Source organism: Geodermatophilus ruber (assembly GCF_900114385.1).
GTDB lineage: Bacteria > Actinomycetota > Actinomycetes > Mycobacteriales > Geodermatophilaceae > Geodermatophilus > Geodermatophilus ruber.
In genome coordinates this window covers 1-22838 of the sequence record NZ_FOSW01000011.1, presented here as the reverse complement: position 1 = coordinate 22838, position 22838 = coordinate 1, and the positions used below count along the sequence as shown (strand labels likewise).

General features: G+C 74.0%; 23 protein-coding genes and 1 pseudogene. 11 read left to right on the top strand and 13 right to left on the bottom strand.

Annotated elements, in window-relative coordinates; genetic code table 11:
• Positions 1 to 64 precede the first annotated feature (64 nt).
• Positions 65 to 934, top strand: coding sequence for an NAD-dependent epimerase/dehydratase family protein (locus tag BMZ50_RS16710; protein ID WP_091326830.1), 870 nt, complete (start codon positions 65 to 67; stop codon positions 932 to 934).
• A 55-nt stretch (positions 935 to 989) separates the two neighbouring features.
• On the opposite strand, the gene BMZ50_RS16705 is transcribed toward BMZ50_RS16710, so the two are convergent.
• The 8 genes and pseudogenes from BMZ50_RS16705 to BMZ50_RS16670 all read right to left on the bottom strand — a co-directional run bounded on the left by BMZ50_RS16705 (position 990) and on the right by BMZ50_RS16670 (position 8766).
• Positions 990 to 2414 (bottom strand): NADP-dependent succinic semialdehyde dehydrogenase, encoded by a 1425-nt coding sequence (locus BMZ50_RS16705; protein ID WP_091326827.1) that lies wholly within the window; start codon positions 2412 to 2414, stop codon positions 990 to 992.
• A 238-nt stretch (positions 2415 to 2652) separates the two neighbouring features.
• A complete protein-coding gene (locus BMZ50_RS16700; RefSeq protein ID WP_245753687.1) occupies positions 2653 to 3489 on the bottom strand; it encodes an IclR family transcriptional regulator in 837 nt (278 codons plus the stop codon).
• A pseudogene (locus BMZ50_RS16695) lies at positions 3462 to 4472 on the bottom strand (PDR/VanB family oxidoreductase); the annotation flags it as partial. The pseudogene BMZ50_RS16695 and the gene BMZ50_RS16700, both read right to left, overlap by 28 nt.
• A gap of 29 nt (positions 4473 to 4501) precedes the next feature.
• Complete coding sequence (locus BMZ50_RS16690) at positions 4502 to 4777, bottom strand: hypothetical protein (protein ID WP_091326819.1); 276 nt, start codon at positions 4775 to 4777, stop codon at positions 4502 to 4504.
• A 35-nt stretch (positions 4778 to 4812) separates the two neighbouring features.
• Entirely contained in the window at positions 4813 to 5886 is a 1074-nt protein-coding gene (locus tag BMZ50_RS16685) for an aromatic ring-hydroxylating oxygenase subunit alpha (RefSeq protein WP_091326816.1), read from the bottom strand.
• Between the two features lie 47 nt (positions 5887 to 5933).
• Positions 5934 to 7244, bottom strand: coding sequence for an MFS transporter (locus tag BMZ50_RS16680; protein ID WP_177212844.1), 1311 nt, complete (start codon positions 7242 to 7244; stop codon positions 5934 to 5936).
• A 9-nt stretch (positions 7245 to 7253) separates the two neighbouring features.
• Complete coding sequence (locus tag BMZ50_RS16675; RefSeq protein WP_091326809.1) at positions 7254 to 8225, bottom strand: ABC transporter substrate-binding protein; 972 nt, start codon at positions 8223 to 8225, stop codon at positions 7254 to 7256.
• Positions 8226 to 8319: 94 nt separating this feature from the next.
• Positions 8320 to 8766 (bottom strand): MarR family winged helix-turn-helix transcriptional regulator, encoded by a 447-nt coding sequence (locus BMZ50_RS16670; protein ID WP_218146307.1) that lies wholly within the window; start codon positions 8764 to 8766, stop codon positions 8320 to 8322.
• Positions 8767 to 8842: 76 nt separating this feature from the next.
• On the opposite strand from BMZ50_RS16670, the gene BMZ50_RS16665 reads away from it, so the two are divergent.
• Together BMZ50_RS16665 and BMZ50_RS16660 are read left to right on the top strand one after the other, a co-directional pair.
• Complete coding sequence (locus BMZ50_RS16665; RefSeq protein WP_091326802.1) at positions 8843 to 9715, top strand: amidohydrolase family protein; 873 nt, start codon at positions 8843 to 8845, stop codon at positions 9713 to 9715.
• Positions 9708 to 11243, top strand: a complete 1536-nt coding sequence (locus BMZ50_RS16660; RefSeq protein ID WP_091326798.1) for an acyl-CoA synthetase — start codon at positions 9708 to 9710, stop codon at positions 11241 to 11243. The genes BMZ50_RS16665 and BMZ50_RS16660 overlap by 8 nt, the downstream gene beginning before the upstream one ends.
• Before the next feature lie 33 nt (positions 11244 to 11276).
• Here BMZ50_RS16660 and BMZ50_RS16655 read toward each other — a convergent pair whose 3' ends face one another.
• Entirely contained in the window at positions 11277 to 12065 is a 789-nt protein-coding gene (locus tag BMZ50_RS16655; protein ID WP_091327214.1) for a putative hydro-lyase, read from the bottom strand.
• A 98-nt stretch (positions 12066 to 12163) separates the two neighbouring features.
• Here BMZ50_RS16655 and BMZ50_RS16650 point away from each other — a divergent pair, with 98 nt between their 5' ends.
• From BMZ50_RS16650 to BMZ50_RS16630, 5 genes are read left to right on the top strand one after another with little or no spacing between them, the layout of a single operon-like run.
• Positions 12164 to 13399, top strand: a complete 1236-nt coding sequence (locus BMZ50_RS16650; RefSeq protein ID WP_091326797.1) for an NRAMP family divalent metal transporter — start codon at positions 12164 to 12166, stop codon at positions 13397 to 13399.
• A 14-nt stretch (positions 13400 to 13413) separates the two neighbouring features.
• A complete protein-coding gene (locus BMZ50_RS16645; RefSeq protein WP_091326794.1) occupies positions 13414 to 14166 on the top strand; it encodes a LamB/YcsF family protein in 753 nt (250 codons plus the stop codon).
• Positions 14166 to 14777 (top strand): 5-oxoprolinase subunit B family protein, encoded by a 612-nt coding sequence (locus BMZ50_RS16640; RefSeq protein ID WP_091326791.1) that lies wholly within the window; start codon positions 14166 to 14168, stop codon positions 14775 to 14777. Before BMZ50_RS16645 ends, BMZ50_RS16640 begins: the two co-directional genes overlap by 1 nt.
• Entirely contained in the window at positions 14774 to 15643 is an 870-nt protein-coding gene (locus BMZ50_RS16635; protein WP_218146306.1) for a 5-oxoprolinase subunit C family protein, read from the top strand. Before BMZ50_RS16640 ends, BMZ50_RS16635 begins: the two co-directional genes overlap by 4 nt.
• Before the next feature lie 28 nt (positions 15644 to 15671).
• On the top strand, positions 15672 to 16442 hold the full coding sequence (locus tag BMZ50_RS16630) for an IclR family transcriptional regulator (protein WP_091326788.1): 771 nt from the start codon (positions 15672 to 15674) through the stop codon (positions 16440 to 16442).
• A gap of 99 nt (positions 16443 to 16541) precedes the next feature.
• Here the strand turns inward: BMZ50_RS16630 and BMZ50_RS16625 are convergent, their stop codons facing one another.
• From BMZ50_RS16625 to BMZ50_RS16610, 4 genes are read right to left on the bottom strand one after another with little or no spacing between them, the layout of a single operon-like run.
• The gene (locus BMZ50_RS16625) at positions 16542 to 17357 is read right to left on the bottom strand and encodes an ABC transporter ATP-binding protein (RefSeq protein ID WP_091326785.1); all 816 of its coding nucleotides are present in this window, start codon (positions 17355 to 17357) and stop codon (positions 16542 to 16544) included.
• 51 nt (positions 17358 to 17408) lie between these two features.
• Complete coding sequence (locus BMZ50_RS16620; protein ID WP_091326782.1) at positions 17409 to 18182, bottom strand: ABC transporter permease; 774 nt, start codon at positions 18180 to 18182, stop codon at positions 17409 to 17411.
• A complete protein-coding gene (locus tag BMZ50_RS16615; protein WP_091326779.1) occupies positions 18182 to 19039 on the bottom strand; it encodes an ABC transporter permease in 858 nt (285 codons plus the stop codon). The genes BMZ50_RS16620 and BMZ50_RS16615 overlap by 1 nt, the downstream gene beginning before the upstream one ends.
• The gene (locus BMZ50_RS16610) at positions 19036 to 20004 is read right to left on the bottom strand and encodes an ABC transporter substrate-binding protein (RefSeq protein WP_091326776.1); all 969 of its coding nucleotides are present in this window, start codon (positions 20002 to 20004) and stop codon (positions 19036 to 19038) included. The genes BMZ50_RS16615 and BMZ50_RS16610 overlap by 4 nt, the downstream gene beginning before the upstream one ends.
• 244 nt (positions 20005 to 20248) lie before the next feature.
• Here BMZ50_RS16610 and BMZ50_RS16605 point away from each other — a divergent pair, with 244 nt between their 5' ends.
• From BMZ50_RS16605 to BMZ50_RS16595, 3 genes are all read left to right on the top strand, one after another.
• Positions 20249 to 21067 (top strand): IclR family transcriptional regulator domain-containing protein, encoded by an 819-nt coding sequence (locus tag BMZ50_RS16605; protein WP_218146305.1) that lies wholly within the window; start codon positions 20249 to 20251, stop codon positions 21065 to 21067.
• Positions 21064 to 22308 carry an MFS transporter gene (locus BMZ50_RS16600; RefSeq protein WP_245753686.1) on the top strand — a complete coding sequence of 415 codons (1245 nt, stop codon included), beginning with the start codon at positions 21064 to 21066 and terminating at the stop codon, positions 22306 to 22308. The genes BMZ50_RS16605 and BMZ50_RS16600 overlap by 4 nt, the downstream gene beginning before the upstream one ends.
• Positions 22309 to 22329: 21 nt before the next feature.
• Positions 22330 to 22838: CoA transferase subunit A (locus BMZ50_RS16595; RefSeq protein ID WP_143087203.1), on the top strand; the 509-nt coding region annotated here is incomplete at its 3' end.

Genomic DNA, 22838 nt, shown 5'->3' with positions numbered 1-22838 from the left:
CATACCCCCCAGGGGTACAACCACTCCGACCTCGCCCCCCCGTTTCCAGGAGAAGAGCTTCCCCATGAACGTCTTCCTCACCGGCGGCACCGGCCTGATCGGCTCCGGCGTGCTGGCGGCCCTGCTCGCCGCCGGCCACACGGTGTCCGCCCTGGCGCGCAGCGCCGAGTCCGCCGCGGCCGTCACCGCGCGAGGTGCGACCGCCGTCCCCGGCGACGTGACCGACCGCGCGGCCCTGTCCGCGGCCGCACGCGAGGCCGACGGGGTGGTGCACACCGCCTCGACCGCGCAGGCCGACTCAGGGGTGCTCGACGCCGTCCTCGGGGCACTCGCCGGCACCGGCAAGCCCTACGTGCACACCAGCGGCGTGTGGACCTTCGGCAGCGGCACGCTCGACGAGTCCACCCCGTTCGACCCCGCCGCCCCGTCGGCCTGGCGGCTGCCGCTCGACGCCCGGGTGCGTGCCGCGGCAGCCGACGGGGTGCGCACCGTCGTCCTCGCCCCCGGGATCGTCCACGGCCGCAGCGGCGGGCTGCCCGCGGTGCTGCGCTCGGCCCCCCGCACGCCCGACGGCGCGCTGCGCCTGCCGGGGAACGGTGAGCAGCGCTGGACGACGGTGCACACCGCCGACCTCGGCCGGCTCTACACCCTCGCCCTCACGGCGGCCCCGGCCGGTTCGTACTACATCGCCGCCGGCGGCGAGAACCCGACCGTCCGCGAGATCGGTGTCGCCGCCGCCCGCGGCGCCGGCGGCAGCGGCGCGGTCGTCGGCTCCTCGGAGGAGGAGACCCGGGAGCTGTTCGGCCCGCTGGCCGGTCCGCTCCTGCTCGACCAGCAGGCCACCGGCGCGAAGGCGCGCGCCGACCTCGGCTGGGCACCGTCCGAGGCCTCGCTGTTGACCGACCTCGAGTCCGGCTCCTACGCCGGCTGCTGATCGGGAAGGACGCCCCGGTCTCGGCACCGGCCTCCCCGGGCGGTCGGGCCCGGCCTCACTCGGAAGCGGCCGAGACGGTCTTCCCCTCCCTCTGCTCGCTGCTCGGTGGGCCGATCCACACCGTCTTGGCGTTGGTGAACTCGTACATGCCTAGCTCGGTCAGCTCCCGGCCGTAGCCGCTCTGCTTGATCCCGCCGAAGGGCAGCTCCGGGTAGCTGGTGGTCATGCCGTTGATGAACGACATGCCGGACTGGATGTCGCGGATGAACCGCAGCCGCTCCCCCTGGTCCTCGCTCCACAGGTTCGACCCGAGCCCGTAGTCGTGGTCGTTGGCGATCCGCAGCGCCTCGTCGAGGTCCGGAACGGTGAACAGCGCCGCGACGGGGCCGAACACCTCCTCGGAGTACATCGCCATCTCCGGGGTGACGCCGGTGACGAGGGTGGGCTCGTAGAACCACCCGGGGCGGTCCACCCGCTTGCCGCCGACGACGACGGTGGCGCCCTTCTCGACGGCGTCCTGCACGTAGCGCTCGACGTCGTGCAGACCGGACTCGGTGGCCAGCGGGCCGATCTGGGTGTCCTCGGCCGTGGGGTCGCCGATCGTGAGGGCGGCCAGCTTGTCAGCGAAGAGCCGGGTGAACTCCTCGGCGATGTCGGCGTGCACCAGGAACCTCTTGGCCGCGATGCAGCTCTGGCCGTTGTTCTGGCAGCGGGAGGTCACCCCGACCTCCGCGGCCCGCGCCAGGTCCGCAGAGGGCATGACGATGAACGGGTCGCTGCCGCCCAGCTCCAGGACGGTCTTCTTGATCTCGTCGCCGGCGACGGCGGCCACCGACCGGCCGGCAGCCGCGCTGCCGGTCAGGGTCGCCGCGACCACCCGGCGGTCCCGCAGCACCCGCTCGACGGTCGACGCGCCGATGAGCAGGGTCTGGAAGACGTCGGCCGGGAAGCCGGCCTTGCTGAACAGCTCCTCCACGTAGAGGGCGGTCTGCGGGACGTTGCTGGCGTGCTTGAGCAGGCCGACGTTGCCGGCCATGAGCGCCGGGGCGGCGAAGCGCATCGTCTGCCAGAGCGGGAAGTTCCACGGCATGACCGCCAGCACCGGGCCCAGCGGCTGGTGGACGACGTAGGCCTCCTGCGCGCCGACCGCCGCGGCGTCGCGCGGCTGGGGCTGCAGCATGCCGGGGCCGTGCTCGGCGTAGTAGCGCAGCCCCTTGACGCACTTGCCGACCTCGGCCCTGGCCGCGGCCAGCGTCTTGCCCATCTCGGTGGTCATGAGCTCGGCGACCTGGGGGGTGTCGGCCTCGAGGACGTCGGCGGCCGAGCTCAGCCAGCCCGCGCGCTGCTCGGCCGTGGTGAGCCGGTAGCCGGCGAACGCCCTCGCGGCACGGGCGATCCTCTCCTCGATCGCCTCCTCCGACAGCGGTTCGAAGGTCTTCAGCGTCTCCCCGGTGGCCGGGTTGATCGTGGCGATGGCCATGGGGCCCTCCCGTCGATGGGACGTTCGCGGTCAGCGCCCCCATCCTCCGCCGGAGCCGACGCCGCGTCAGCTCGAGACAGAAACAGGGACGCCGCCGCCCGCCGCGACCGCTCAGCGCGGCATGCGCAGGAGCGGCTTGACCACGGCCCCGCTGTAGGAGGCCTCGACGGCGTCCTCGATCTTCTCCAGCCGGAACTACTCGACCAGCCGGCCTCACGCGGGTTCCTCACGGGGTGGGTCAACGGGGCTCGTCGGCGGGGCCGGCCGGCGACTCGACCGGCCAGCCGGCCCGCGCCGACTGGGTGAGCACCCGGGAGATGCCGCGCGCGGCCGCGCGGACCCCGGGGGCGGTGGCGCGGACCGCGGCCGGCGAGTCGCCGCGCACCACGATGGACAGCGCCGCGACGACGCTGTCGCGGAGCAGGATCGGCGCGGCCACCGACACCGCGTCGACGGTCACCTGCCGGTCGCTGACGGCCAGGCCGGTGCGGCGCACCTCGGCCAGCACACGGCGCAGCTGGCGGGGGTCGGTGAGGGTGTGCGGCGTGTACCGCTTCAGCGGTGCGGCGAGCACCCGCTCCTGGACCTCGAGCGGCGCGTGCGCCAGGAGCACCAGCCCGACCCCGGTCGGTGGCATGGCGAACCGGCCGCCGACCTGGGTGAGCACCATGACCGCGTCGCGGCCGGCGAACCGCTCGACGAAGACCACCTCGGTGTCGTCGCGCACGGCCAGCTGCACGTTCTGGTGGGTGACCTCGTAGAGGTCCTCCATGAACGGCAGGGCCGCCTCGCGCAGGCCCAGGCCGCGCGGGGCGAGCGCGCCGAGCTCCCACAGCCGCAGCCCGATGCGGAAGCGCCCGTCGGCGTCCCGCTCCAGCCCGCCCCACCGGCGCAGCTCGGCGACCAGCCGGTGGGCGGTCGACAGCGGGACGTCGATCGCGCGGGCGATCTCCGACAGCGTGAGCGCGGGGCGCTCCCGGCTGAACGCGTCGAGGACGGCCAGGAGCTTGCCCCCCGACGTCCGGGACGGAGCGGGGGGCGCCGGGGTCAGAGCTCGAGCACCAGCTTCGGGCACGCGGCCCGGGACACGCAGATGAACATCGTGTCGTTGGCCGCCTGCTCTGCCGCCGTCAGCAGGGAGTCGCGGTGGTCGACCTCCCCCGAGAGCACCGGCGTCTCGCACGTTCCGCACGTTCCCTCCTGGCACGAGGACAGCACCGGGATCCCGGCCTCCTCCACGACCTCGAGGATGGTCCTGTCCGGCGGCACGGTGAGGGTCACACCGCTCTGCGTCAGCTCGACCTCGAAGGAGTCCGCCCGCAGCGGCTCGCCCTGCTCCTTGGGCGAGAAGCGCTCGACGTGCAGCGCACCCTCGGGCCACGCGGCGCAGTGCTTCTCGACCGCCTGCAGCAGCGGCTCGGGGCCGCAGCAGTAGACCAGCGTGTCCGGCCGCGGCGTGCCCAGGATCGCGTCGAGGTCGATCAGGCCGACCTCGTCCTGCGGGTGGAGGGTGACCGTGGTGCCGGTCGCCTCCTCCATGGACTCCAGGAAGCACATCGACCGGCGGCTGCGACCGCCGTAGTGCAGCTCCCACTGCGCGCCGGCGGCCTCGGCGGCGGCCATCATCGGCAGGATCGGGGTGATCCCGATGCCGCCGGCGATGAAGACGTAGCGCCGCGCGGGCACCAGCGGGAAGTTGTTGCGCGGGCCGCGGACGTCGATCTCGGCGCCCTCGGCCAGCTCGTCGTGCACGTACGCCGAGCCGCCGCGGCCGTCGGGTTCGCGCAGCACCCCGATCCGCCAGACCGAGCGGTCGGCCGGGTCGCCGCACAGCGAGTACTGGCGGGTGCGGCCCTCCGGCAGCTGCAGGTCGATGTGCGCCCCGGGGGCCCAGGCCGGCAGCTCGGCACCGGAGGGGTCGCGCAGCTGGAGGACGACGACGCCCTCGGCGCCCTCGATGCGGGAGGCCACCCGCAGGCGCAGGTCGACCTCGTCGTGCGTGGTGTGCACGGGAGTACTCCGTTTCGACGTGCGCACGCGACGTCCCCGGCCCGCCGTGCGGACGGCGGGCCGGGGACGGAGCGTGCTCAGACCAGGACCGGGATGCGGCTCCTGATGATGGACGGGTCGGTCACCCGGTGCGCGGGCGGGGGCGGCAGGACGTCGGGCACGGGCGGGACGTCCGGCCCGCCCTCCGGGTGGTTCGGGTGGGCGAGCAGCCACTCCCACATCTCGATCGGGTCCTCCCCCTCGGCCTCGGCGCCGCAGTGGCACCGGCCGCGGAGCCGGTCGGAACCGGGCAGCCAGTTGATCCGCAGCACCTTGTCGCCGGCGAGCACCTCGCGCGGTGGGGGCAGGGTCATGCCGTCACCTTCCGTGGGGACGCCTCCCGGAGAGCTCACCGGGCGGTCGCCGCCGCCTGCTCGGCCGCAGCACCCGACGCCTCGGCGGCCAGCCGGGCGATGATCCGCCGGGCGGCCAGGGCACCGGTGTCGATGTTGATCGACAGCTCCTGGTAGCCGTCCGGCTCGCCGGCGATGACCTGCTCGAGCACGTCCAGGGCGGTGACGTCCTGCAGGACGACGGTGCGGTTGCTCTCGCGGAGGAAGTCGGTGACGGCCTCGTCGTCGAGGGCGAAGTCACGGGAGACCATCCAGAAATCGTGGGTCGAGTTCTCGGTCTCCGGGGTGATCGCGTAGTTCACCTCGACATGGAAGGCGTGCGGGTCGGTGCCGTCCTCGTTGGGCAGGACGCCGACCGGCGCGACCCGGCTGTGCAGCTTGTACAGGCAGGGCGGGGCGAACTCGATGTCCTGCCAGCGGGTGATCCGGCCCTCGATCCCGGTGCTCTTCGCGTAGAAGGGCGGGCACTCGGCGTCGGCCATGTGCCGGGACACGTAGACGATGCCGGCCTCCTCGTCGACCTCGGTGGTGATCGGGGTCTCCGCGACCTCGGGCGTGCCGATGTAGCCGCCGTGCAGGTACGTCTCGTGCGAGAGGTCCATCAGGTTGTCCACCAGCAGGCTGGCCCGCGCGGCGAGCGGTTCCATGCCCGAGACGGTGGTCCAGCCCTCCTGGTCGAGCCAGGGGGCCCGCGGGATGCGGGTGGCGTCGGCCTTGTCCGCATCGCCGATGAAGATCCACACGAGGGTGTCCTGCTCCACCACCGGGTAGGACTTGAGCCGGGCGGTCCGCGGGACCCGGGTCTGGCCCGGGACGGCGACGCACTTGCCGTCGGCGCCGTAGGTGAAGCCGTGGTAGCCGCAGACGACGGTGTCGCCGTCGAGGTGGCTCGGCGCCTGCGACAGCGGGAACCGGCGGTGCACGCAGCGGTCGCTCATCGCGGTGACCTCGCCGGCCTCGGTGCGCCAGAAGAGGATCGACTCGCCGCAGATGGTGCGGCTGAACAGCTCGCGACCGATCTCCCGGCCATAGGCGGCCACGTACCACTGGTTCTGGACGATCGACGTCATTCCTGCCTCTCCTCGGACTCGTAGCTCGGGCTCCACGGTGACCGCCGTCACCGGCCCCCGGATACCGGACTTCCACGATGTGGAAGCCCTTTCGGTCCGATGCTTCCCGGCCGTCCGGCCACGGCGAGCCCGGCGGCCAGCACGCCGGTCAGGACCAGCAGCAGGAGCAGCGGCGCCGTCCAGCCGCCGGTGGCCGCATACAGCGCCCCGGCCAGCAGCGGCCCGGTGGCGCCCAGCGAGTAGCCGATCAGCTGGGACATGCCCGACAGCCGGCGCACCACCGCGTCGTCCCCGGCGCGCAGCACGACGAGGGTGAACGCCAGCGAGATCCCGGCCCCCTGAGCGAGGCCGCCCACCACCGTCCACAGCGGCCAGACGGCCGGCGCGAGGAGCAGCCCGAGCAGCGGCACCCCCCATCCGGCCGCGACGACCACCCCGAGCCCGCGCTGCCCGTCCCGGCCGGACCGCCCCCGGCGCGCCCGGTGCTGACGAGCGAGGACCGCGGGGACGACGAGCGTCCCGGGGATGCCGAGGACCTGGAAGAGGGTGGCGGCCAACGCGGCGGCGCCCACGTCGATGCCGCCGTCGATCAGCACGGTCGGCAGCCAGGCGGTGAGCGCGTAGTAGAGCACCGACTGCAGCGCCAGGACGAGGCCGACCGCCCACGCGGTGCCCGACCGCCAGACCTGCACCTGGGGAGCGCCGGGCGACCCGGCGTCGCCGGGCTCGGCTCCCCCTGGCCGCCCGCCCCCGGGGCGCCCTCGGGTGGCCGCGACCCAGACGACGGCGGCGGCGACGGCGAGCACCGCCCCGGCGGCCAGGGCCACCCGCCAGCCGGTGAGCGCGGCCAGCGGGGCGGTGAGCGCGGCCATCAGCGCCGCTCCCGCGCACAGCGCCCCGGTGTAGAGCCCGGTGACCGTGCCGGCCCGCTCGGCGAACTCCCGCTTGGTGACCGCGGGCAGGAGCACGTTGCCCACGGTCATCCCGGCGCCGGCGAGAAAGGTCCCGGCCAGCAGCACCGCCGGGCCGTCGAGCACCCGCAGCGCGGTGCCGGCGGCGACGGCGACCAGCCCGGCGAGCACGGCGGTGCCGGGCCCCAGCCGCCGCCCCAGCCAGGCCGCCGCCGGGGCGAGGGCGGCGAAGCAGAGCACCGGCAGGGTGGTGAGCAGGCCGGCGACCGTCGGCGACAGGTCCAGCTCCGCGCGGATCTCGGGCAGCACCGGCGAGACCGCCGCGATCGCCCCGCGCAGGTTCAGCCCGGTGAGCAGCACGGCGGCCAGCAGCAGGCCGGTGCCCGGAACAGGCCGCAGGCCCGCCCGGGAGTCCGGACGGGCCTGCGGGAGGGAGTCGGAATGCACTCCCGAGATCTACTCCTGCGGGAGCAGGCCGTCGATGTCGGCCTCCTCGTCGAGCAGGCCGGCCTCGACCATCAGCTCGCCCATCCGCTCGATCTGCTCCCGACGGAGGTCGGTGCCGAAGTTCTCGATCTTGATGTTGGCCATGGAGCCGGCGGGGGCCTCCATGAACTCCTCGGCCGCGGTCCGGACGGCGTCGGGGTTCTCGTCGGCCCAGACCAGCGTCTCCTCCAGCGCCTCGGTGAAGTCCGCGACCAGCTCGGGGTCGGACTCGGCCAGCTGGCCGGAGGTGAAGAACAGCTGGGTCGGGTGACCGGGCACCGACTCCTGGCTCGAGTAGCTGGCGATCGTGTGGCCGGCGTCGACCAGGCGGGTCAGGAACGGCTCGGGCACCCAGACGGCGTCGACGTTGCCGGCCTCCAGGGCGGCCGGCATGTCCGGGAAGGGCAGCTCGACGTACTGGATGCCGCTGGGGTCGCCGCCGTCCTTGCGGACCGCCTCGTCGATGGTCAGCTGCCCCATGCCGTTGAGGGTGTTGACCGCGATCCGCTTGCCGGCGAGGCCGGCCGCGGAGGTGATGCCGGAGTCGCCGCGGGCCACGACGCCGTTGACGTCCTCGCCCTCGGCGCGGGTCGACGTCCAGTGCCCGACGACCCGCACGTCCAGGCCCTCGCCACGCGCCTGCAGCAGCGAGACCGGGTTGCTGGTGGCGAACTCCATCTCCCCGGAGGCCACGGCCGGGAGCAGCGCGGCCCCGCCCTGCCCGGTCTCGATGGTGAGCTCGATCCCGCGCTCCTCGAAGAAGCCCTGGTCGATACCGGCCTGCAGCGCCCCGGTCACGGCCACCGGCAGCAGACCGGCGGTCACCTGACGGAGCTCGCCCGTGTCACCACCGGAGCCACCGGCCGCCTCGTCGTCGCCTCCCCCGCAGGCGGCGAGCGCGAGCGTCGTCGCGGCCAGCACAGGGACCCACTTGCGGAGCATTGTCTCTCCCGATCTCAGAAACGGTGACAACCTCAATGGTTGATGATCGGGATGATGCACGTCACAGCGACCGGGGGCAAGCCCCCCGGCCCGATCAGGTGCGCGCCGGGGCCGGCTCGCCGACGACGAGGCGGCCCAGCAGCGCCCGCAACTGCGCCTGCTCCTCGCCCGTCAGCACGGCCAGGTGCTCCGCGTGCACCGCACCGGCGGCCCGCTCGGCCGCCCGGCACGCAGCCCGGCCGGCCTGCGTGGCCGCGACGAGCTTGGTGCGCCGGTCGCTCTCCGACGGGCGCCGCTCCACCAGCCCCGCCTCGGTGAGCTCGTCGACGAGGAGCACCACCTGGCTCGGGTCCAGCCCGAGGATCACCGCCAGGTCGCGCTGCGACATGCCGGCCTCCGACCCGCAGGCGAGCAGCAGCGCGGAGTAGGACCGGACCCGGAGCCCGTGCGCGGCGAGCGCCGCGTTGGTGGCCCGGACGAGCAGGCCACTGGCCCGCGAGAGCAGGAAGCCGACGTCGTCGGTGAGCGTGGTGCCGTCCATGAGGACCTCCATCGTTGACGTTCTCTACGATAACGGCCTAGCGTCGTGCGTCACATCCCTCTCGCGTGGAGCAGTCATGGACCTCGAGAATCTGGTCGCGATCGACGTGCACGTGCACGTCGAGCAGGATCTGCACGGCCACCTGTCGATGGACGACGAGCTGCTGGAGGCCGCGGCCGCCTACTTCAAGGGCGAGCCGCACCACCCGACGGTGCCGGAGATCGCCGAGCACTACCGGGCGCAGCGCATGGCCGCCGTCGTCTTCACCGTCGACAGCGAGCTGGCCACCGGGCACCCGACGCTGTCCAACGAGGAGATCGCCGAGGCCGCCGCGGCGCACCCCGACGTGCTCATCCCGTTCGGCTCGATCGACCCGGCCCGCGGAAAGGCCGGCGTCCGGCTGGCCCGGAAGCTGGTCACCGAGCACGGCGTGCGCGGGTTCAAGTTCCACCCGTCGATCCAGGCGTTCGAGCCCAACGACCGGCGGGTCTACCCGCTCTACGAGGAGCTGCAGGACCTCGGCGTGCCGGCGCTGTTCCACACCGGCCAGACCGGCATCGGCTCCGGGCTGCCCGGCGGCCGCGGGATCAAGCTGCGCTACTCCGACCCGATGCTGCTCGACGACGTCGCCGCCGACTTCCCCGGGCTGACGATCATCATGGCCCACCCCTCGGTGCCCTGGCAGGACGCCGCGATCTCCGTCGCCCAGCACAAGGCCAACGTCTACATCGACCTGTCCGGCTGGTCGCCGAAGTACTTCCCGCCGCAGCTGGTCCGCGCGGCCAACACGCTGCTGAAGAAGAAGGTGCTGTTCGGCTCGGACTACCCGCTGATCAGCCCCGAGCGGTGGATCCGCGACTTCGAGAACCTCGAGATCCGCGACGAGGTGCGCCCGCTGGTCATGAAGGAGAACGCCGTCCGGGCCCTGGGTCTGGCCAAGGATGCGTAACTCCGGCCTGGGCTCCTGGCCCGAGCGCCGGCTGCGCATCTCCCCCGAGCGCGACGCGATCTGGTTCGAGGGGGCGACCACCTCGCACGCCGGGTTCGCCGAGCGGGTGCGCCGCGCAGCCGGGACGCTGGCCGCCCTCGGGGTGCGCGCCGGCGAGCGGGTGGCCTGGACCGGTGGCAACCACCCCTCGGCGCTGGAGACGCTCTACGCCTGCGGGCAGCTGGGCGCGATCTGGGTGCCGGTCAACGCCCGGCTCACCGCGCCGGAGGCCGAGTACGTGCTCACCCACTCCGGCGCCACCGTCGTGGTGCACGGCCGCGACCACGGGGAGCTCGCCGACGCGCTGCGCGACCGGCTGCCCGGCGTCCGCGCGTGGCTCGCGGCCGAGCCGCCGGTCGCCGGCGGGGCGGACTCGCTGCCCTACGAGGAGCTGCTGGCGCACAGCCCGCCGGAGGCCCGCGACGAGCCGGTGGGCCTCGAGGACCCGTGCCTGATCATGTACACCTCGGGTACGACCGGCCGGCCCAAGGGCGCGGTGCTCACCCACGGGAACATGACGTGGAACGCGACCAACCAGCTGCTCGGCTTCGACTTCGCCGCCGACGAGCGCACCCTCGCCCTGGCCCCGCTGTTCCACATCGGCGGGCTCAACGGCACGGTCAACCCCACCCTGCTGCGCGGCGGCTGCGCGGTCATCGTCCGCCGGTTCGACCCCGCGGCCACGCTGCAGGTGATCGAGGAGCAGCGGGTCAACTCCTTCTTCGCCGTCCCCACGATGCTCGACGCGATGAGCCGCGAGCCGGACTTCGCCAGCCGCGACCTGTCCTCGCTGCGCAGCATCGGCGCGGCGGGCGCCGCCGTCCCGCTGCCCACCCTGCGCACCTGGCTGGACCGCGGGGTGACCATGCAGCAGGCCTACGGCATGACCGAGGCCGCGCCCGGCTGCACGGTGCTGGACTCCGCCGACGCCGAGCGCAAGGTCGGCTCGGCCGGCAAGCCGGTGTTCTTCACCGACGTCAAGGTGGTCCGCCGCGACGGGACCGAGGCGGCGGTGGACGAGATCGGCGAGGTCGTCGTCTCCGGCCCCAACGTGATGGCCGGCTACTGGAACGATCCCGAGCAGACCGCCGCGGTGCTGCGCGACGGCTGGTACCACACCGGCGACGCCGGCTCGATCGACGGCGAGGGTTTCCTCTCCATCCGCGACCGCTACAAGGACATGATCATCTCCGGCGGGGAGAACGTGTACCCGGCCGAGGTGGAGTCCGCGCTGCTGGAACTGCCCGGCGTGGTCGAGGCCGCGGTCATCGGGGTGCCCGACGCGAGGTGGGGCGAGGTGGGGCTGGCGATCGTCGTCCCCGGGCCGGGGGCGCCGGAGGACGGCGAGGCGCTGCGCGCCGCGCTGCGCGAGCGACTGGCCGGGTTCAAGGTGCCCAAGCTCGTGGAGTTCGTCGACCAGCTGCCGAAGACGGCGACCGGCAAGATCCGCAAGCCCGAGCTGCGGGCCCGGTTCGCCGCCGTCCCGTAGCCGGTCCCATCGACTGTCCGCGCGGAACGCCCCTCAGGGCTGCCGGTAGGTGCGGTCGGGGACGTCGGTGACGAACATGTGGCCCGGCGCGTGGGTGATCGCGAACGGTGGCCGGGAGGCCATCAGCGCGGCCTGCGGGGTCACCCCGCAGGCCCAGAAGACCGGGACGTCGCCCTCGGCGAACCGCACCGGGTCGCCGAAGTCGGGCCGGTCCAGGTCGGCGATGCCGAGGGCCGCCGGCGCGCCCACGTGCACCGGGGCCCCGTGCACCTGCGGCATCCGCGCGGTCACCTGCACCGCGGTGGTGACCAGCTCGCCGGGGACCGGCCGCATCGAGACCACCAGCGGCCCGGAGAGCCGGCCGGCCGGGCGGCAGTCCCGGGCGGTGCGGTACATCGACACGTTGGTGCCCTGCTCGATGTTGCGCACCGGCACGCCGGCGTCCAGCAGCGCCGTCTCGAAGCTGAAGCTGCAGCCGATGAGGAAGGCGACCAGGTCGTCGGTCCACAGGCCGGCGACGTCGGTCGGCTCGTCGACCAGCTCGCCGTCCCGCCAGACCCGGTAGCGCGGCAGGTCGGTGCGCAGGTCGGCGCCGGGCGCCAGCGCGGTGCGGTAGGACCCGGGGTCGGTGACGTCGAGCAGCGGCACCGGCTGCGGGTTGCGCTGGGCGAACAGCAGCATGTCGAAGGCCCAGTCCCGGGGCAGGACCACCAGGTTGGCCTGCGCATACCCGGGCGCCTGCCCCGAGGTGTGGACGGCCGACCCGCTGCGGCAGGCGGCCCGGACCTCGGCCGGGCGGGCTGTGGACACCATCTGCGCCATGGTCGCCATGGTCCCCCAGCGGCCGCCCGTCCCGCGTTTGCCGGGCTCCGCGAACGGCCCTAGCGTGCGCAGACCACCTGTTGCCGTGGAGAGCGCCCATGACCTCGAGTCACGAGCCCACGCCCGCCCCCGCGTCCGGCCGCATGGCGGCGAGCACCCGCTCCACGCTGCTGGGCGCGATGTTCCTCATGGCCACCTCCGCCATCGGCCCCGGCTTCATCACCCAGACCACCGCGTTCACCGTGCAGCTGGGCGCCGCGTTCGCCTTCGCGATCGCCGTCTCGATCGTCATCGACATCGCCCTGCAGCTGAACGTGTGGCGGGTCATCGGGGTCAGCGGGCGCCGGGCCCAGGAGCTGGGGAACCTGGTCGCCCCCGGGCTGGGCTGGGCGATGGCCGCGCTGCTGGTGCTCGGCGGTCTGGTGTTCAACATCGGCAACGTCAGCGGCGCGGGGCTGGGCACGGACGCGATGTTCGGGCTGGACCCGAAGATCGGCGGGGCGTTGTCGGCGCTCGTGGCGATCGGGGTGTTCGTCACCAAGCGCGCCGGGGTGGCCGTCGACCGGATCGTCGTCGCCCTCGGGCTGCTGATGATCGGGTTGACCACCTGGATCGCGGTCACCTCGGGCCCGCCGATCGGCCGGGTGCTGCGCAACGTCGTCCTCCCCGAGCAGGTCGACTTCCTGGCGATCACCACGCTGGTCGGCGGCACGATCGGCGGCTACATCGTGTACGCCGGCGCCCACCGGCTGCTCGACTCCGGCGTCACCGGGCCCGCGCACGTCCGGGACATCACCCGCGGCTCGGTCACCGGCATCGTCATCACCGGGATCATGCGGGTGGTCCTGTTCCTCGCGATCCTCGGTGTCGTGGCCGGCGGCGCCGACCTCGGCACGGAGAACCAGGCCGCCACGGCCTTCGGCCAGGCCGCGGGCGAATTCGGCCTGCGCGCCTTCGGCGTGGTGCTCTGGGCGGCGTCGATCACCAGCATCATCGGTGCCTCGTACACGTCGATCACCTTCGTGACCTCCTCGACCCGCACCAGCGACCGCGCCCGCACGCTGCTGGTGGTCACCTTCATCGCGGTCACCACGCTGGCCTTCCTGCTGGTCGGTGCGGCCCCGACCACGCTGCTGGTGTTCGCCGGGGCGTTCAACGGCCTGCTGCTGCCGATCGGCATCGCGGTGCTGCTGTGGGTGGCCACCCGCCGCGCCGATCTCCTGGGCGGCTACCGCTACCCGCGCTGGCTGCTCGCCATCGGCTGGGCGGCGTGGCTGCTGACCGTCTACCTGGCGGTCAACTCGGTGCGGCCGGTCATCGCGCTGTTCTCCTGAGGAGGATGCAGCGCATGGATCTCAACTCCGACCTCGGCGAGGGCTTCGGCCAGTGGCAGCTCGGGGACGACGACGCGCTGCTGGAGGTGGTCACCAGCGCGAACGTCGCCTGCGGGTTCCACGCCGGCGACGGGTCGATCATGCGCCGGGTCTGCGAGCGTGCCGTCCTGACCGGGGTGGCGATCGGCGCCCAGGTGTCCTACCGCGACCTGGCCGGCTTCGGCCGCCGGTTCATCGACATGGACCCCGCCGAGCTGACCGACGACGTCCTCTACCAGCTGGGCGCGCTGGACGCCTTCGCCCGCGTCGCCGGCTCGCGGGTCCGCTACGTCAAGCCGCACGGCGCCCTGTACAACGCGATCGTGGCCCACGAGGAGCAGGCCGCCGCGGTGGTACGGGCCGTCGTCGAGTACGACCGCGCCCTGCCGGTGCTGGGCCTGCCCGGGTCGGCGTGGCTGCGGCGGGCCGAGGAGGCGGGGCTGACCGTCGTCCGCGAGGCCTTCGCCGACCGCGCCTACACCCCGGAGGGCACCCTGGTCCCCCGCCGGCAGGCCGGGGCGGTGCTGCACGACGCCGACGAGATCGCCCGCCGCTGCCTCGCCATGGCCACCGGGCAGCCGGTCACCGACGTCGAGGGCAGCCCGCTGCGCCTGACCCCCGACTCGATCTGCGTGCACGGCGACACCCCCGGCGCGGTGGCGATCGCGCGGAAGGTGCAGGCCGCGCTCACCGAGGCCGGCCTCGAGCTGGCCCCCTTCGCACCCTGATGCGCATCCTGCCCAGCGGCTCCACGGCGCTGCTGGTCGAGCTCGACGGGCTGAAGCAGGTGCTCGGCCTGTACGCGGCGCTCACCGAGGATCCGCTCCAGGGGGTGGTCGACGTCGTCCCCGCCGCGCGCACGGTCCTGCTGGTCATCGACCCCGCGCGGACCACCCTGGCCGCCGTGGGCCAGGCCCTCCGGCGCACCCGTCCGCGGCCGGGCCGCGCCGGGTCGGCGGAGCGGGTCGAGCTGCCGGTGGTCTACGACGGCGCCGACCTGGCCGACGTCGCCGCCCACCTGGGCACGGCGCCCGAGGAGGTGGTGCGCCGGCACACCGGGACGGAGTGGACGGTGGCCTTCTGCGGCTTCGCCCCCGGTTTCGGCTACTGCGTCCCCGACGGGGAGCCGTGGCAGGTGCCCCGGCGGGAGACGCCGCGCACCAGGGTCCCGGCCGGCGCGGTGGGGCTGGCCGGGGAGTTCAGCGGCGTCTACCCCCGGGAGTCCCCCGGCGGCTGGCAGCTCATCGGGCGCACCGACGTCGCCGTCTTCGACCTCGCCCGCGAGCCGGCGGCCCTGCTGCGCCCCGGCGTCCGGGTGCGGTTCGTGGCGGCGACGTGACCGCGCCGGTGAGCCGCACGCTGACGGTGCTGGCGACCGGCCCCCTGACCACCGTGCAGGACGCCGGCCGGCCCGGGCAGGGCGCGCTCGGCATCGGCCGCTCGGGCGCCTGCGACCGGGCCGCCGCCCGGCTGGCCAACCGGCTGGTCGGCAACGACCCGGACGCCGCCGTGCTGGAGGTGACCCTGGGCGGTCTGGCGGTGCGGGCCGGGGCCGACCTCGTGGTCGCCACCACCGGCGCCCGCTGCCCCGACTCCCGCGCGCACAACGCCCCGGTGTGGCTGCCGGCCGGCGCGGAGCTGCGGCTGGGCCTGCCCGCGAGCGGGCTGCGCAGCTACCTCGCCGTCCGCGGCGGCATCGCCGTCGAGCCGGTGCTCGGCAGCCGCGCCACCGACCTGCTCTCCGGGCTCGGCCCGCCGGTCGTCTCGGCCGGCGACGTGCTGCCGGTCGGGGGCCCCGCGGCCCCGATGCCGGGGGTGGACCTGGCCCCCGTCCCCGACCCGCCCGGCGGCGAGGTCGCCGTGCGGGTGCTGCCGGGCCCGCGGGCGGACTGGTTCGCCGAGGACGCCGCGGCGGCGCTCACCGGCAGCGCCTGGACGGTCACCGGCGAGAGCAACCGGATCGGCCTGCGCCTGGCCGGGCCGGCGCTGGCCCGCACCCGGGAAGGCGAGCTGGCCAGCGAGGGGATGGTGCGCGGCGCCCTTCAGGTGCCGCCGTCCGGCCAGCCGGTGCTGTTCCTCGCCGACGCGCCGGTGACCGGCGGCTACCCGGTGATCGCCTACGTCGACGACGACGACGTCGACCGCTGCGGCCAGCTGCGCCCGGGCCAGACCCTGCGGTTCCGGGGGACCGTCCGCGGGCGGTGAGCCGCGCTCCCCGTGCCACACTGCGGCCGTGGGGCGAGTGCGGACCGGGGAGTCGGTGCTGTCCCGGGCCATCCGCATCTTCGACGCCTTCTCCCCCGACGAGAAGGTCCTCCAGGTCTCGGAGATCGCCCGCCGGACGGGCCTGCACATCGCCACCGCGTCGCGGCTGATCGCCGAGCTGGTCTCCCACGGGCTGCTGGAGCGGGGGCCGGACCGCGAGGTGCGGGTCGGCATGCGGATGTGGGAGCTGGCCTCCCGGGCGTCGCTGACGCTCTCGCTGCGGGACGCCGCGATGCCCTACCTGGAGGACCTGCACGCCGTCGTCGGCCACCACGCCCAGCTCGGCGTGCGCGACGGCGACGACGTGCTCTTCCTCGAGCGCCTCACCGCACGCGACGCCGTCGTCAACTACTCCCGCATCGCCGGCCGGCTCCCGCTGCACATCTCCTCGTCCGGCCTGGTGCTGCTCGCCTACGGCCCCCCGGAGCTGCAGGAGCGCGTCCTCGCCCGGCCGCTCGAGCAGCACACCGACCGGACGATCACCACCGCCGAGCGGCTGCGCGCCACGCTCGCGGAGATCCGCCGGCAGGGGTTCGTGGTCACCCCCGGTCACGTGCACCCGGACGCCGCGGGCGTCGCGGTCCCGGTGCGCGACGGGCTGCAGGAGGTGGTCGCGGCGCTGTCGGTGATCGTGCCCAACGACGGCCGGGCCCCGGCGCAGGTGCCCGCGCTGCTCGCCGCCGCCCGCGGGGTGTCCCGCTCGCTGAGCGCGAGCCCCGTCGTGGCCGCCCGGCGTTGACCGCTGCTCTCGCTCTCCGACAGGGCGCTGGGCGCGGCGCCGGTCTCCCCCACGCGCGTGGGGGAGACCGGCGTCCCTGGGTCGCGCGGTGCCGTCAGCTCACGGCTGGCCGGCGACGGCCGGGGCCACAGCGGCCACCGGCGCGTCCTGCTCCTCGCGCGGTCGGTGGATCTGCGAGTAGACCTGCGCCCGCAGCTCGGCGAACCGCGCCGAGGAGCGGGTGTGCAGCTGGTCGCGCTCGTCGGGCAGGTCGATGGCGAGGTCCTGCCGGATCACCGTCGGCGACTTGGACAGGATGAGCACCCGCTGCCCGAGGTAGACCGCCTCGTCGATGTCGTGGGTGACGAACAGCGTGGTGACCTGGAACTGCTTCCACAGGGAGCGGATGAGGTCCTCGAGGTCGGCGCGGGTCTGCGCGTCCACCGCGGCGAACGGCTCGTCCATGAGCAGCACCTGCGGCTCGTAGGCGATCGCGCGGGCGATCGCCACGCGCTGCTGCATGCCGCCGGACAGCTGCCACGGGTAGGCGCTGTGGGAGTCGGCCAGGCCGACGGCGGCGATCGACTCGTCGACGAGCTGCTTGCGGCGGGCCGACGGCACCTTCTTCTGCTTGAGCGGCAGCTCGACGTTCTCCCGCACACTCATCCAGGGGAAGAGGCTGCGGCCGTACTCCTGGAAGACGATGGCCATGCCCGGGGGCGGGCCGTCGACCTCCTTGCCCTGCAGCCGCACCGAGCCCGACGTGGGCTCCAGCAGCCCGGACATGCACTTGAGCAGCGTCGTCTTGCCGCAGCCGGAGGGGCCGACCAGGCAGACCAGCTCGCCCGTGTCCAGGGTGAAGGTCAGGTCGCGGACGGCCTCGACCGTGCGGGACTTGCCCTCGTACACCTTCTTGAGGCCGGTGACCTCGAGCATCGTGTTGCGCCTTCCGATCAGGGGGTCAGGGGTGTGCGGGACGGTCGCTGGTCACGACGCCCGCTGGGCGCGGCGCAGGCCGTGGTACCAGGCCAGCCACCGGCTCTCGACGATGCGGAACAGCAGGGACAGCAGGAAGCCCAGCAACCCGAGCATGAGCATGCCCGCCCACATCTCCGGGATGGCGAAGCTGCGCTGCGCCTGCACGATCGCGAAGCCCAGGCCGTCGCTGGCGGCGAACAGCTCGCTGATCACCATGAGGATGATCGCGACCGACAGGCCCTGCCGGAGTCCGGCGAAGATCTGCGGGCTGGCCGCGGGCAGGATCAGGTTCCGCAGCCGGGCCACGCCGTCGATCCGGTAGGTGCGGGCGGTGTCGGACAGCACGCTGTCGACGGCGCGCACACCCTCGGCGGTGTTGAGCAGGATCGGCCACATGCAGCCGAACGCGATGACGACGATCTTCATCGTGTCCTCGATGCCGAAGATCAGCATGAGGATCGGCACCACGACCGGCGGCGGGATGGCGCGGAAGAACTCCAGCACCGGCTCGAGCAGGTCCCGCAGCCGCTTGTAGGTCCCGATGAGCACGCCGAGGGTGATCCCGACCACCGCCGCGATGAAGAAGCCGGCCGCCAGCCGCAGCAGGCTGGGGAGGACGTCGTCGGCCAGCCGCGGGCCGAACCACTCCTCGACCAGGCTGTCGACGATCCGCGACAGCGGCGGGAAGTAGAAGTCGGTGCTGCTCGCCGACGTCACCCACCAGAGGGCGAACAGGACGACCGGCAGGCCGACCGCGAAGCCGATCCGGCGCAGGACCCGCATCAGAGGGCCACCTCTCCACGCTGGGACGGGTGCCAGCTCAGCGCCCGTCGTTCGATGAACCGGAACAGCAGGTTGACCACGACGCCGACCAGGCCGGTGACGACGACCAGCGCGTAGGTGGTCGCGATCGCCCCGCTGCTCTGCGCGACCGCGAGCCGGTTGCCCACCCCCGGGTTGCCGATGACCAGCTCGGCGGTGACCGCGAGGATCAGCGCCACCGCGGCCGACAGCCGCAGGCCGGTCATGACGTAGGGCAGCGCCGTGGGCCAGGTGACGTAGCGGACCCGCGCCCAGAAGTCGAACCGGTAGGCCCGGGCGGTGTCCTGGGCGACCGGGTCGACGTCCTGCACGCCGTAGAGCACCTGGATGAGCATCTGCCAGAAGGCCGCGTAGACGACCAGCAGCAGCTTGCTCTCGATCGAGGTGCCGAACAGCAGGACGGCGAGGGGGATCAGGGCCACCGACGGGATCGGCCGCAGGAACTCGATCGTGGAGGCGGTCAGCTCGCGCAGCAGCGGCGAGCTGCCGATCACGATGCCCAGCACGATCCCGGCCACCGCGGCGATGGCCAGGCCCAGCGCCCAGCCCTGCAGGGTGTCCAGCAGGGCCGTCCAGAACGCGGACCGGCCCAGCTCGTCGACCAGGGCGGAGCCGATCTCCGTGGAGGTCGGGAAGAACTGCGCGGGCAGCACGCCGATCCGCGGCAGGATCTCGAACAGCGCGACCAGGGCGATCAGGCCCAGCGCGCCGAGCAGCACCGGTGAGGCGCCGCGCGATCGGCCGCGCGTGGCAGCGGCCGGCGCGCCGGCGTCGGCCGCGGCCGGCTCGACGACGGTGACGGGTGCGGTGTCGCTCATGGCAGCAGAGTCTCCAGGTCGGGGGCCTCCTCGATCAGGCCGTCCTCGACGGCCAGGTCGGCGAGAACCTGCATGGAGTCCCGGTTGATCTCGGTCGGCCAGCGGGGCATGACCATCGCCGCCGCCACCTCGGGGCTGATCTGGGTGTAGGTGCCCAGGATCTCGCGGACGGCGTCGGGGTTGGCGTCGGCGTAGGCGAGGGACTCGTTCATCGCCTCGGTGAACCGGGCGACCAGGTCGGCGTCCTCGCCGGCCACCTGCTGGCTGGTGAAGTAGGTGGCGACGGTCAGGTCGTCGGCGGTGTCGACGAAGTTGGAGGCGACGACCTGCGCGCCGGCCGCCTTCGCCTGCGCGACGAACGGCTCCACGACCCAGGCGGCGTCCACGTTGCCCTGGCTCAGGGCCGCGGTCATGTCCGGGAAGGGCAGCTCGACGTACTGCACCGACGAGGGGTCACCGCCGGCCGTGCGGATGGACTCGTTGACCGTCGTCGTGCCGATGTTGTTGAGGGTGTTGACGGCGATCCGTTTGCCGGCGAGGCCGGCGGCGTCGGCGATGCCGCTGTCGGGCAGCGCGACGACGGCGCCGAAGTCGTTGCCCTGCTCGCCGGTGGAGGTGACGCCGTTGGCCACCGCCTGCAGCGGCAGGCCCTCGGAGGAGGCCAGCAGCAGCGAGGTCACGTTGCTGAAGCCGAACTGGAACTGGCCGCTGACCACGCCGGGCACGATCGCCGCGCCGCCCTGGCCGCTCTCCAGCGTGACGTCGATGCCGCGCTCCTCGAAGAAGCCCTGCTCGACGCCGAGGTAGATGGGGGCGACGTCGACGATCGGGATGACACCGACGGTCACCTCGTCGGTCCCGCCACCGCCGGCGGTGCCGTCGGTGTCGCCGTCGTCGCCCGAGCCGCCGCAGGCGGCGGTGAACAGCAGGGGCGCGGCTACGAAGGCCGCGATGGTCCGGCGCATGAAGGCTCCACGGTGCGTGTTGGAGGAGTACGGAGCAGCTGTTCGCTTTGCGAACCGATGTTCTTCCTGTGAACGGAAACAGGTGAAGCCGGTCACCGTCAAGCACCGTACGTTGTCCGTGACCGTGCCGTGACACCCTGACGATGCTGCTTGCCGAACACACGTTCACTCTGCGCACAATGGCCCCGGAGTGCGACGTGCGTCTCTGCCGCGTCGATCCGTGTCCCGCTACCGGAGGAGTTGCGTGGAGATCGCCGACGTGCCGGGAGAGCCGGCCGTCCTGCCGCCGAGGGACAGCACGTTCGTACAGTCCCTCGATCGCGGGCTGGCCGTCATCCGCGCCTTCGACGCCGAGCACCCGCGCCTGGGGCTGTCGGAGGTGGCCCGGGCGACCGGGCTGACGCGCGCGGCCACCCGCCGTTTCCTGCTCACCCTGGTGCAGCTCGGGTACGTCCGGATGGAGGGCCGGGAGTTCTCGCTGCGCCCCCGGGTGCTGGAGCTCGGCTGGTCCTACCTGTCCGGGCTCACGCTGCCCGAGGTCGCCGAACCGCACCTGGAGACGCTGGTCCGCGAGATCCGCGAGTCCTCCTCGGTCTCGGTCCTCGACGGCGACGACATCGTCTACGTGGCCCGCGTGCCCACCAAGCGGATCATGACCGAGCTCATCGCGGTCGGCACCCGCCTACCCGCCCACGCCACCTCGATGGGCCGGGTGCTCCTGGCCGGCCTGTCCCACGCCGACCTCGTGGCCTACCTGCAGCGGGCCGTGCTCACCCCGTACACCGAGCGCACCGTGACCGACCCGGTCGAGCTGCGGGCCGCGGTGGAGCAGGTGCGCCGGCAGGGCTACGCCCTGGTCGACCAGGAGCTCGAGCAGGGGCTGCGCTCGACCGCGGCGCCCATCCGCGGCGACGACGGCGAGGTCGTGGCCGCGCTCAACATCTCGGCGCACGCCAGCCGGACCTCGATGGCCCAGCTGGAGGAGGAGCTCGTCCCGGCGCTGCTGCGGACGGCCGCCGACATCGAGCACGACCTGCTGCGCACGCGGCGTCGCGCGACGTGACGCCCCCGCCGACCACGCCGCCTCGCGGCCGGATGCGGTGGCTGGTGCTGCTGGCGCCCGCCGCCGCCCTGGTCCTGCTCGCGCTGTGCTTGCGCGCCCCGTTCGCCGCCGTGGGCCCGGTCCTCGGGGTGCTGAGCGACGAGCTCGCCGTCTCCACGACGGTGCTCGCGGTGCTCACCTCCCTGCCCCTGGTCTGCTTCGGCCTGCTCTCCCCCACCGCCCCGGCGCTCGCCGCGCGGCTCGGCGTCCACCGCGCCGTGCTGGTCGGCGCCGCGGTCCTCGCGGCGGGCGTGGCGCTGCGCCTGGCCGGCACCTGGGGGCTGTTCGCCGGGACCGTGCTGCTCTCCGGGGGGATCGCGGTCTGCAACGTGCTGCTGCCGGCCGCCGTCCGGGCGGAGTACGGGCCGCGCAGCGCCGCCGTCCTGGGGGCGACGACCGCGTCGATGGCGCTCTCGGCCAGCTTCGGTGCCGGCCTGGCGCAGCCGCTGACCGCCGCGGGCGGCAGCGCCACGGCCGGTCTGGCGCTGTGGCTGCTGCCGGTGCTGGCGGCCACCGCGGGGGTCGCGGTCCTCGCCCGGCGCCGGCGGGTCGAACCCGGCCCCCCGGCGGCCCGCCTGCCGGTGGCCGCCGTGCTGCGGGACCGGGTGGCGCTCGCCGTGACCGCCTTCTTCGGGCTCCAGTCGCTGTCGTTCTACGCGATGCTCACCTGGCTGGCGAACATCCTGGAGGACGACGCCGGGCTCTCCCCCGCCGCCGCCGGTGGGCTGCTCGCGGTCGCCGCCGCGCTGGGCGCCCCGTGCGCGCTGGTGGTGCCGCCGCTGGCCGCCCGCCGTCCCGGCCAGACCCCCTGGGTGCTCGCCGGCGGCCTGCCCATCGTGGTCGCGATCGTCGGCCTGCTGGTGGCGCCCGCGGCCGCACCTGCCGTGTGGGCGCTGCTCTACGGGCTGGGCACCGGCCTGCTCTTCCCGTTGGCCATGACGCTCGTGCTGGTGCGCACCCGGGACGTCGCCCAGACCGGCCGGCTCTCGGCCGCCGCGCAGAGCGCCGGTTACCTGCTGGCCGCGACCGGTCCACTGGCCGTCGGCCTGCTCCACGACGTGTCGGGCGGCTGGCGCGCCGGCCTGGCGCTGCTCCTGGTCCTCCAGGCCTGCCAGCTCGCCGCCGGGCTGTACGCCGCCCGGCCCCGGCTGATCACCGAGAAGCGCGCGGAGGCACCGAGCGCCTCCGCCGCCCGCCCCTGAGAGACCGACGAGGAGAACTGCATGGACAAGGTGGTGGAAAGCCCTGCCGCGGCGGTGGCCGATGTCCCGGACGGGGCGGTGCTGGCGGTGGGCGGGTTCGGGTTGTGCGGGGTGCCGATCGCGCTGATCGGGGCGCTGCTGGAGCAGGGCGCCTCCCGGCTGACCACGATCAGCAACAACTGCGGGGTGGACGACCAGGCCCTGGGGGTGCTGCTCTACGCCGGGCGGATCACCAGGACGATCTCCTCCTTCGTGGGCGGCAACAAGGAGCTGGCCCGCCTCTACCTGTCCGGGCAGCTGGAGGTGGAGCTGACCCCCCAGGGCACGCTGGCCGAGCGGCTGCGCGCCGGCGGCGCGGGCATCCCGGCCTTCTACACCCCCACCGGGGTGGGCACGCTGGTCGCCGACGGCGGCATCCCGGTGCGCTACACCCCCGAGGGGGCCGTCGCCCAGGTGAGCAAGCCCAAGGAGCTGCGCGAGTTCGACGGCCGCCAGTACGTGCTGGAGACCGCGCTGACCGCCGACTTCGG

Coding starts and splice junctions, on each gene's coding strand:
- BMZ50_RS16710 (WP_091326830.1), top strand. CDS start 65: ATGAACGTCTTCCTCACCGGCGGCACCGGCCTGATCGGCTCCGGCGTG.
- BMZ50_RS16705 (WP_091326827.1), bottom strand. CDS start 2,414: ATGGCCATCGCCACGATCAACCCGGCCACCGGGGAGACGCTGAAGACC.
- BMZ50_RS16690 (WP_091326819.1), bottom strand. CDS start 4,777: ATGACCCTGCCCCCACCGCGCGAGGTGCTCGCCGGCGACAAGGTGCTG.
- BMZ50_RS16685 (WP_091326816.1), bottom strand. CDS start 5,886: ATGACGTCGATCGTCCAGAACCAGTGGTACGTGGCCGCCTATGGCCGG.
- BMZ50_RS16675 (WP_091326809.1), bottom strand. CDS start 8,225: ATGCTCCGCAAGTGGGTCCCTGTGCTGGCCGCGACGACGCTCGCGCTC.
- BMZ50_RS16670 (WP_218146307.1), bottom strand. CDS start 8,766: ATGGACGGCACCACGCTCACCGACGACGTCGGCTTCCTGCTCTCGCGG.
- BMZ50_RS16665 (WP_091326802.1), top strand. CDS start 8,843: ATGGACCTCGAGAATCTGGTCGCGATCGACGTGCACGTGCACGTCGAG.
- BMZ50_RS16660 (WP_091326798.1), top strand. CDS start 9,708: ATGCGTAACTCCGGCCTGGGCTCCTGGCCCGAGCGCCGGCTGCGCATC.
- BMZ50_RS16655 (WP_091327214.1), bottom strand. CDS start 12,065: ATGGCGCAGATGGTGTCCACAGCCCGCCCGGCCGAGGTCCGGGCCGCC.
- BMZ50_RS16650 (WP_091326797.1), top strand. CDS start 12,164: ATGACCTCGAGTCACGAGCCCACGCCCGCCCCCGCGTCCGGCCGCATG.
- BMZ50_RS16645 (WP_091326794.1), top strand. CDS start 13,414: ATGGATCTCAACTCCGACCTCGGCGAGGGCTTCGGCCAGTGGCAGCTC.
- BMZ50_RS16640 (WP_091326791.1), top strand. CDS start 14,166: ATGCGCATCCTGCCCAGCGGCTCCACGGCGCTGCTGGTCGAGCTCGAC.
- BMZ50_RS16625 (WP_091326785.1), bottom strand. CDS start 17,357: ATGCTCGAGGTCACCGGCCTCAAGAAGGTGTACGAGGGCAAGTCCCGC.
- BMZ50_RS16620 (WP_091326782.1), bottom strand. CDS start 18,182: ATGCGGGTCCTGCGCCGGATCGGCTTCGCGGTCGGCCTGCCGGTCGTC.
- BMZ50_RS16615 (WP_091326779.1), bottom strand. CDS start 19,039: ATGAGCGACACCGCACCCGTCACCGTCGTCGAGCCGGCCGCGGCCGAC.
- BMZ50_RS16610 (WP_091326776.1), bottom strand. CDS start 20,004: ATGCGCCGGACCATCGCGGCCTTCGTAGCCGCGCCCCTGCTGTTCACC.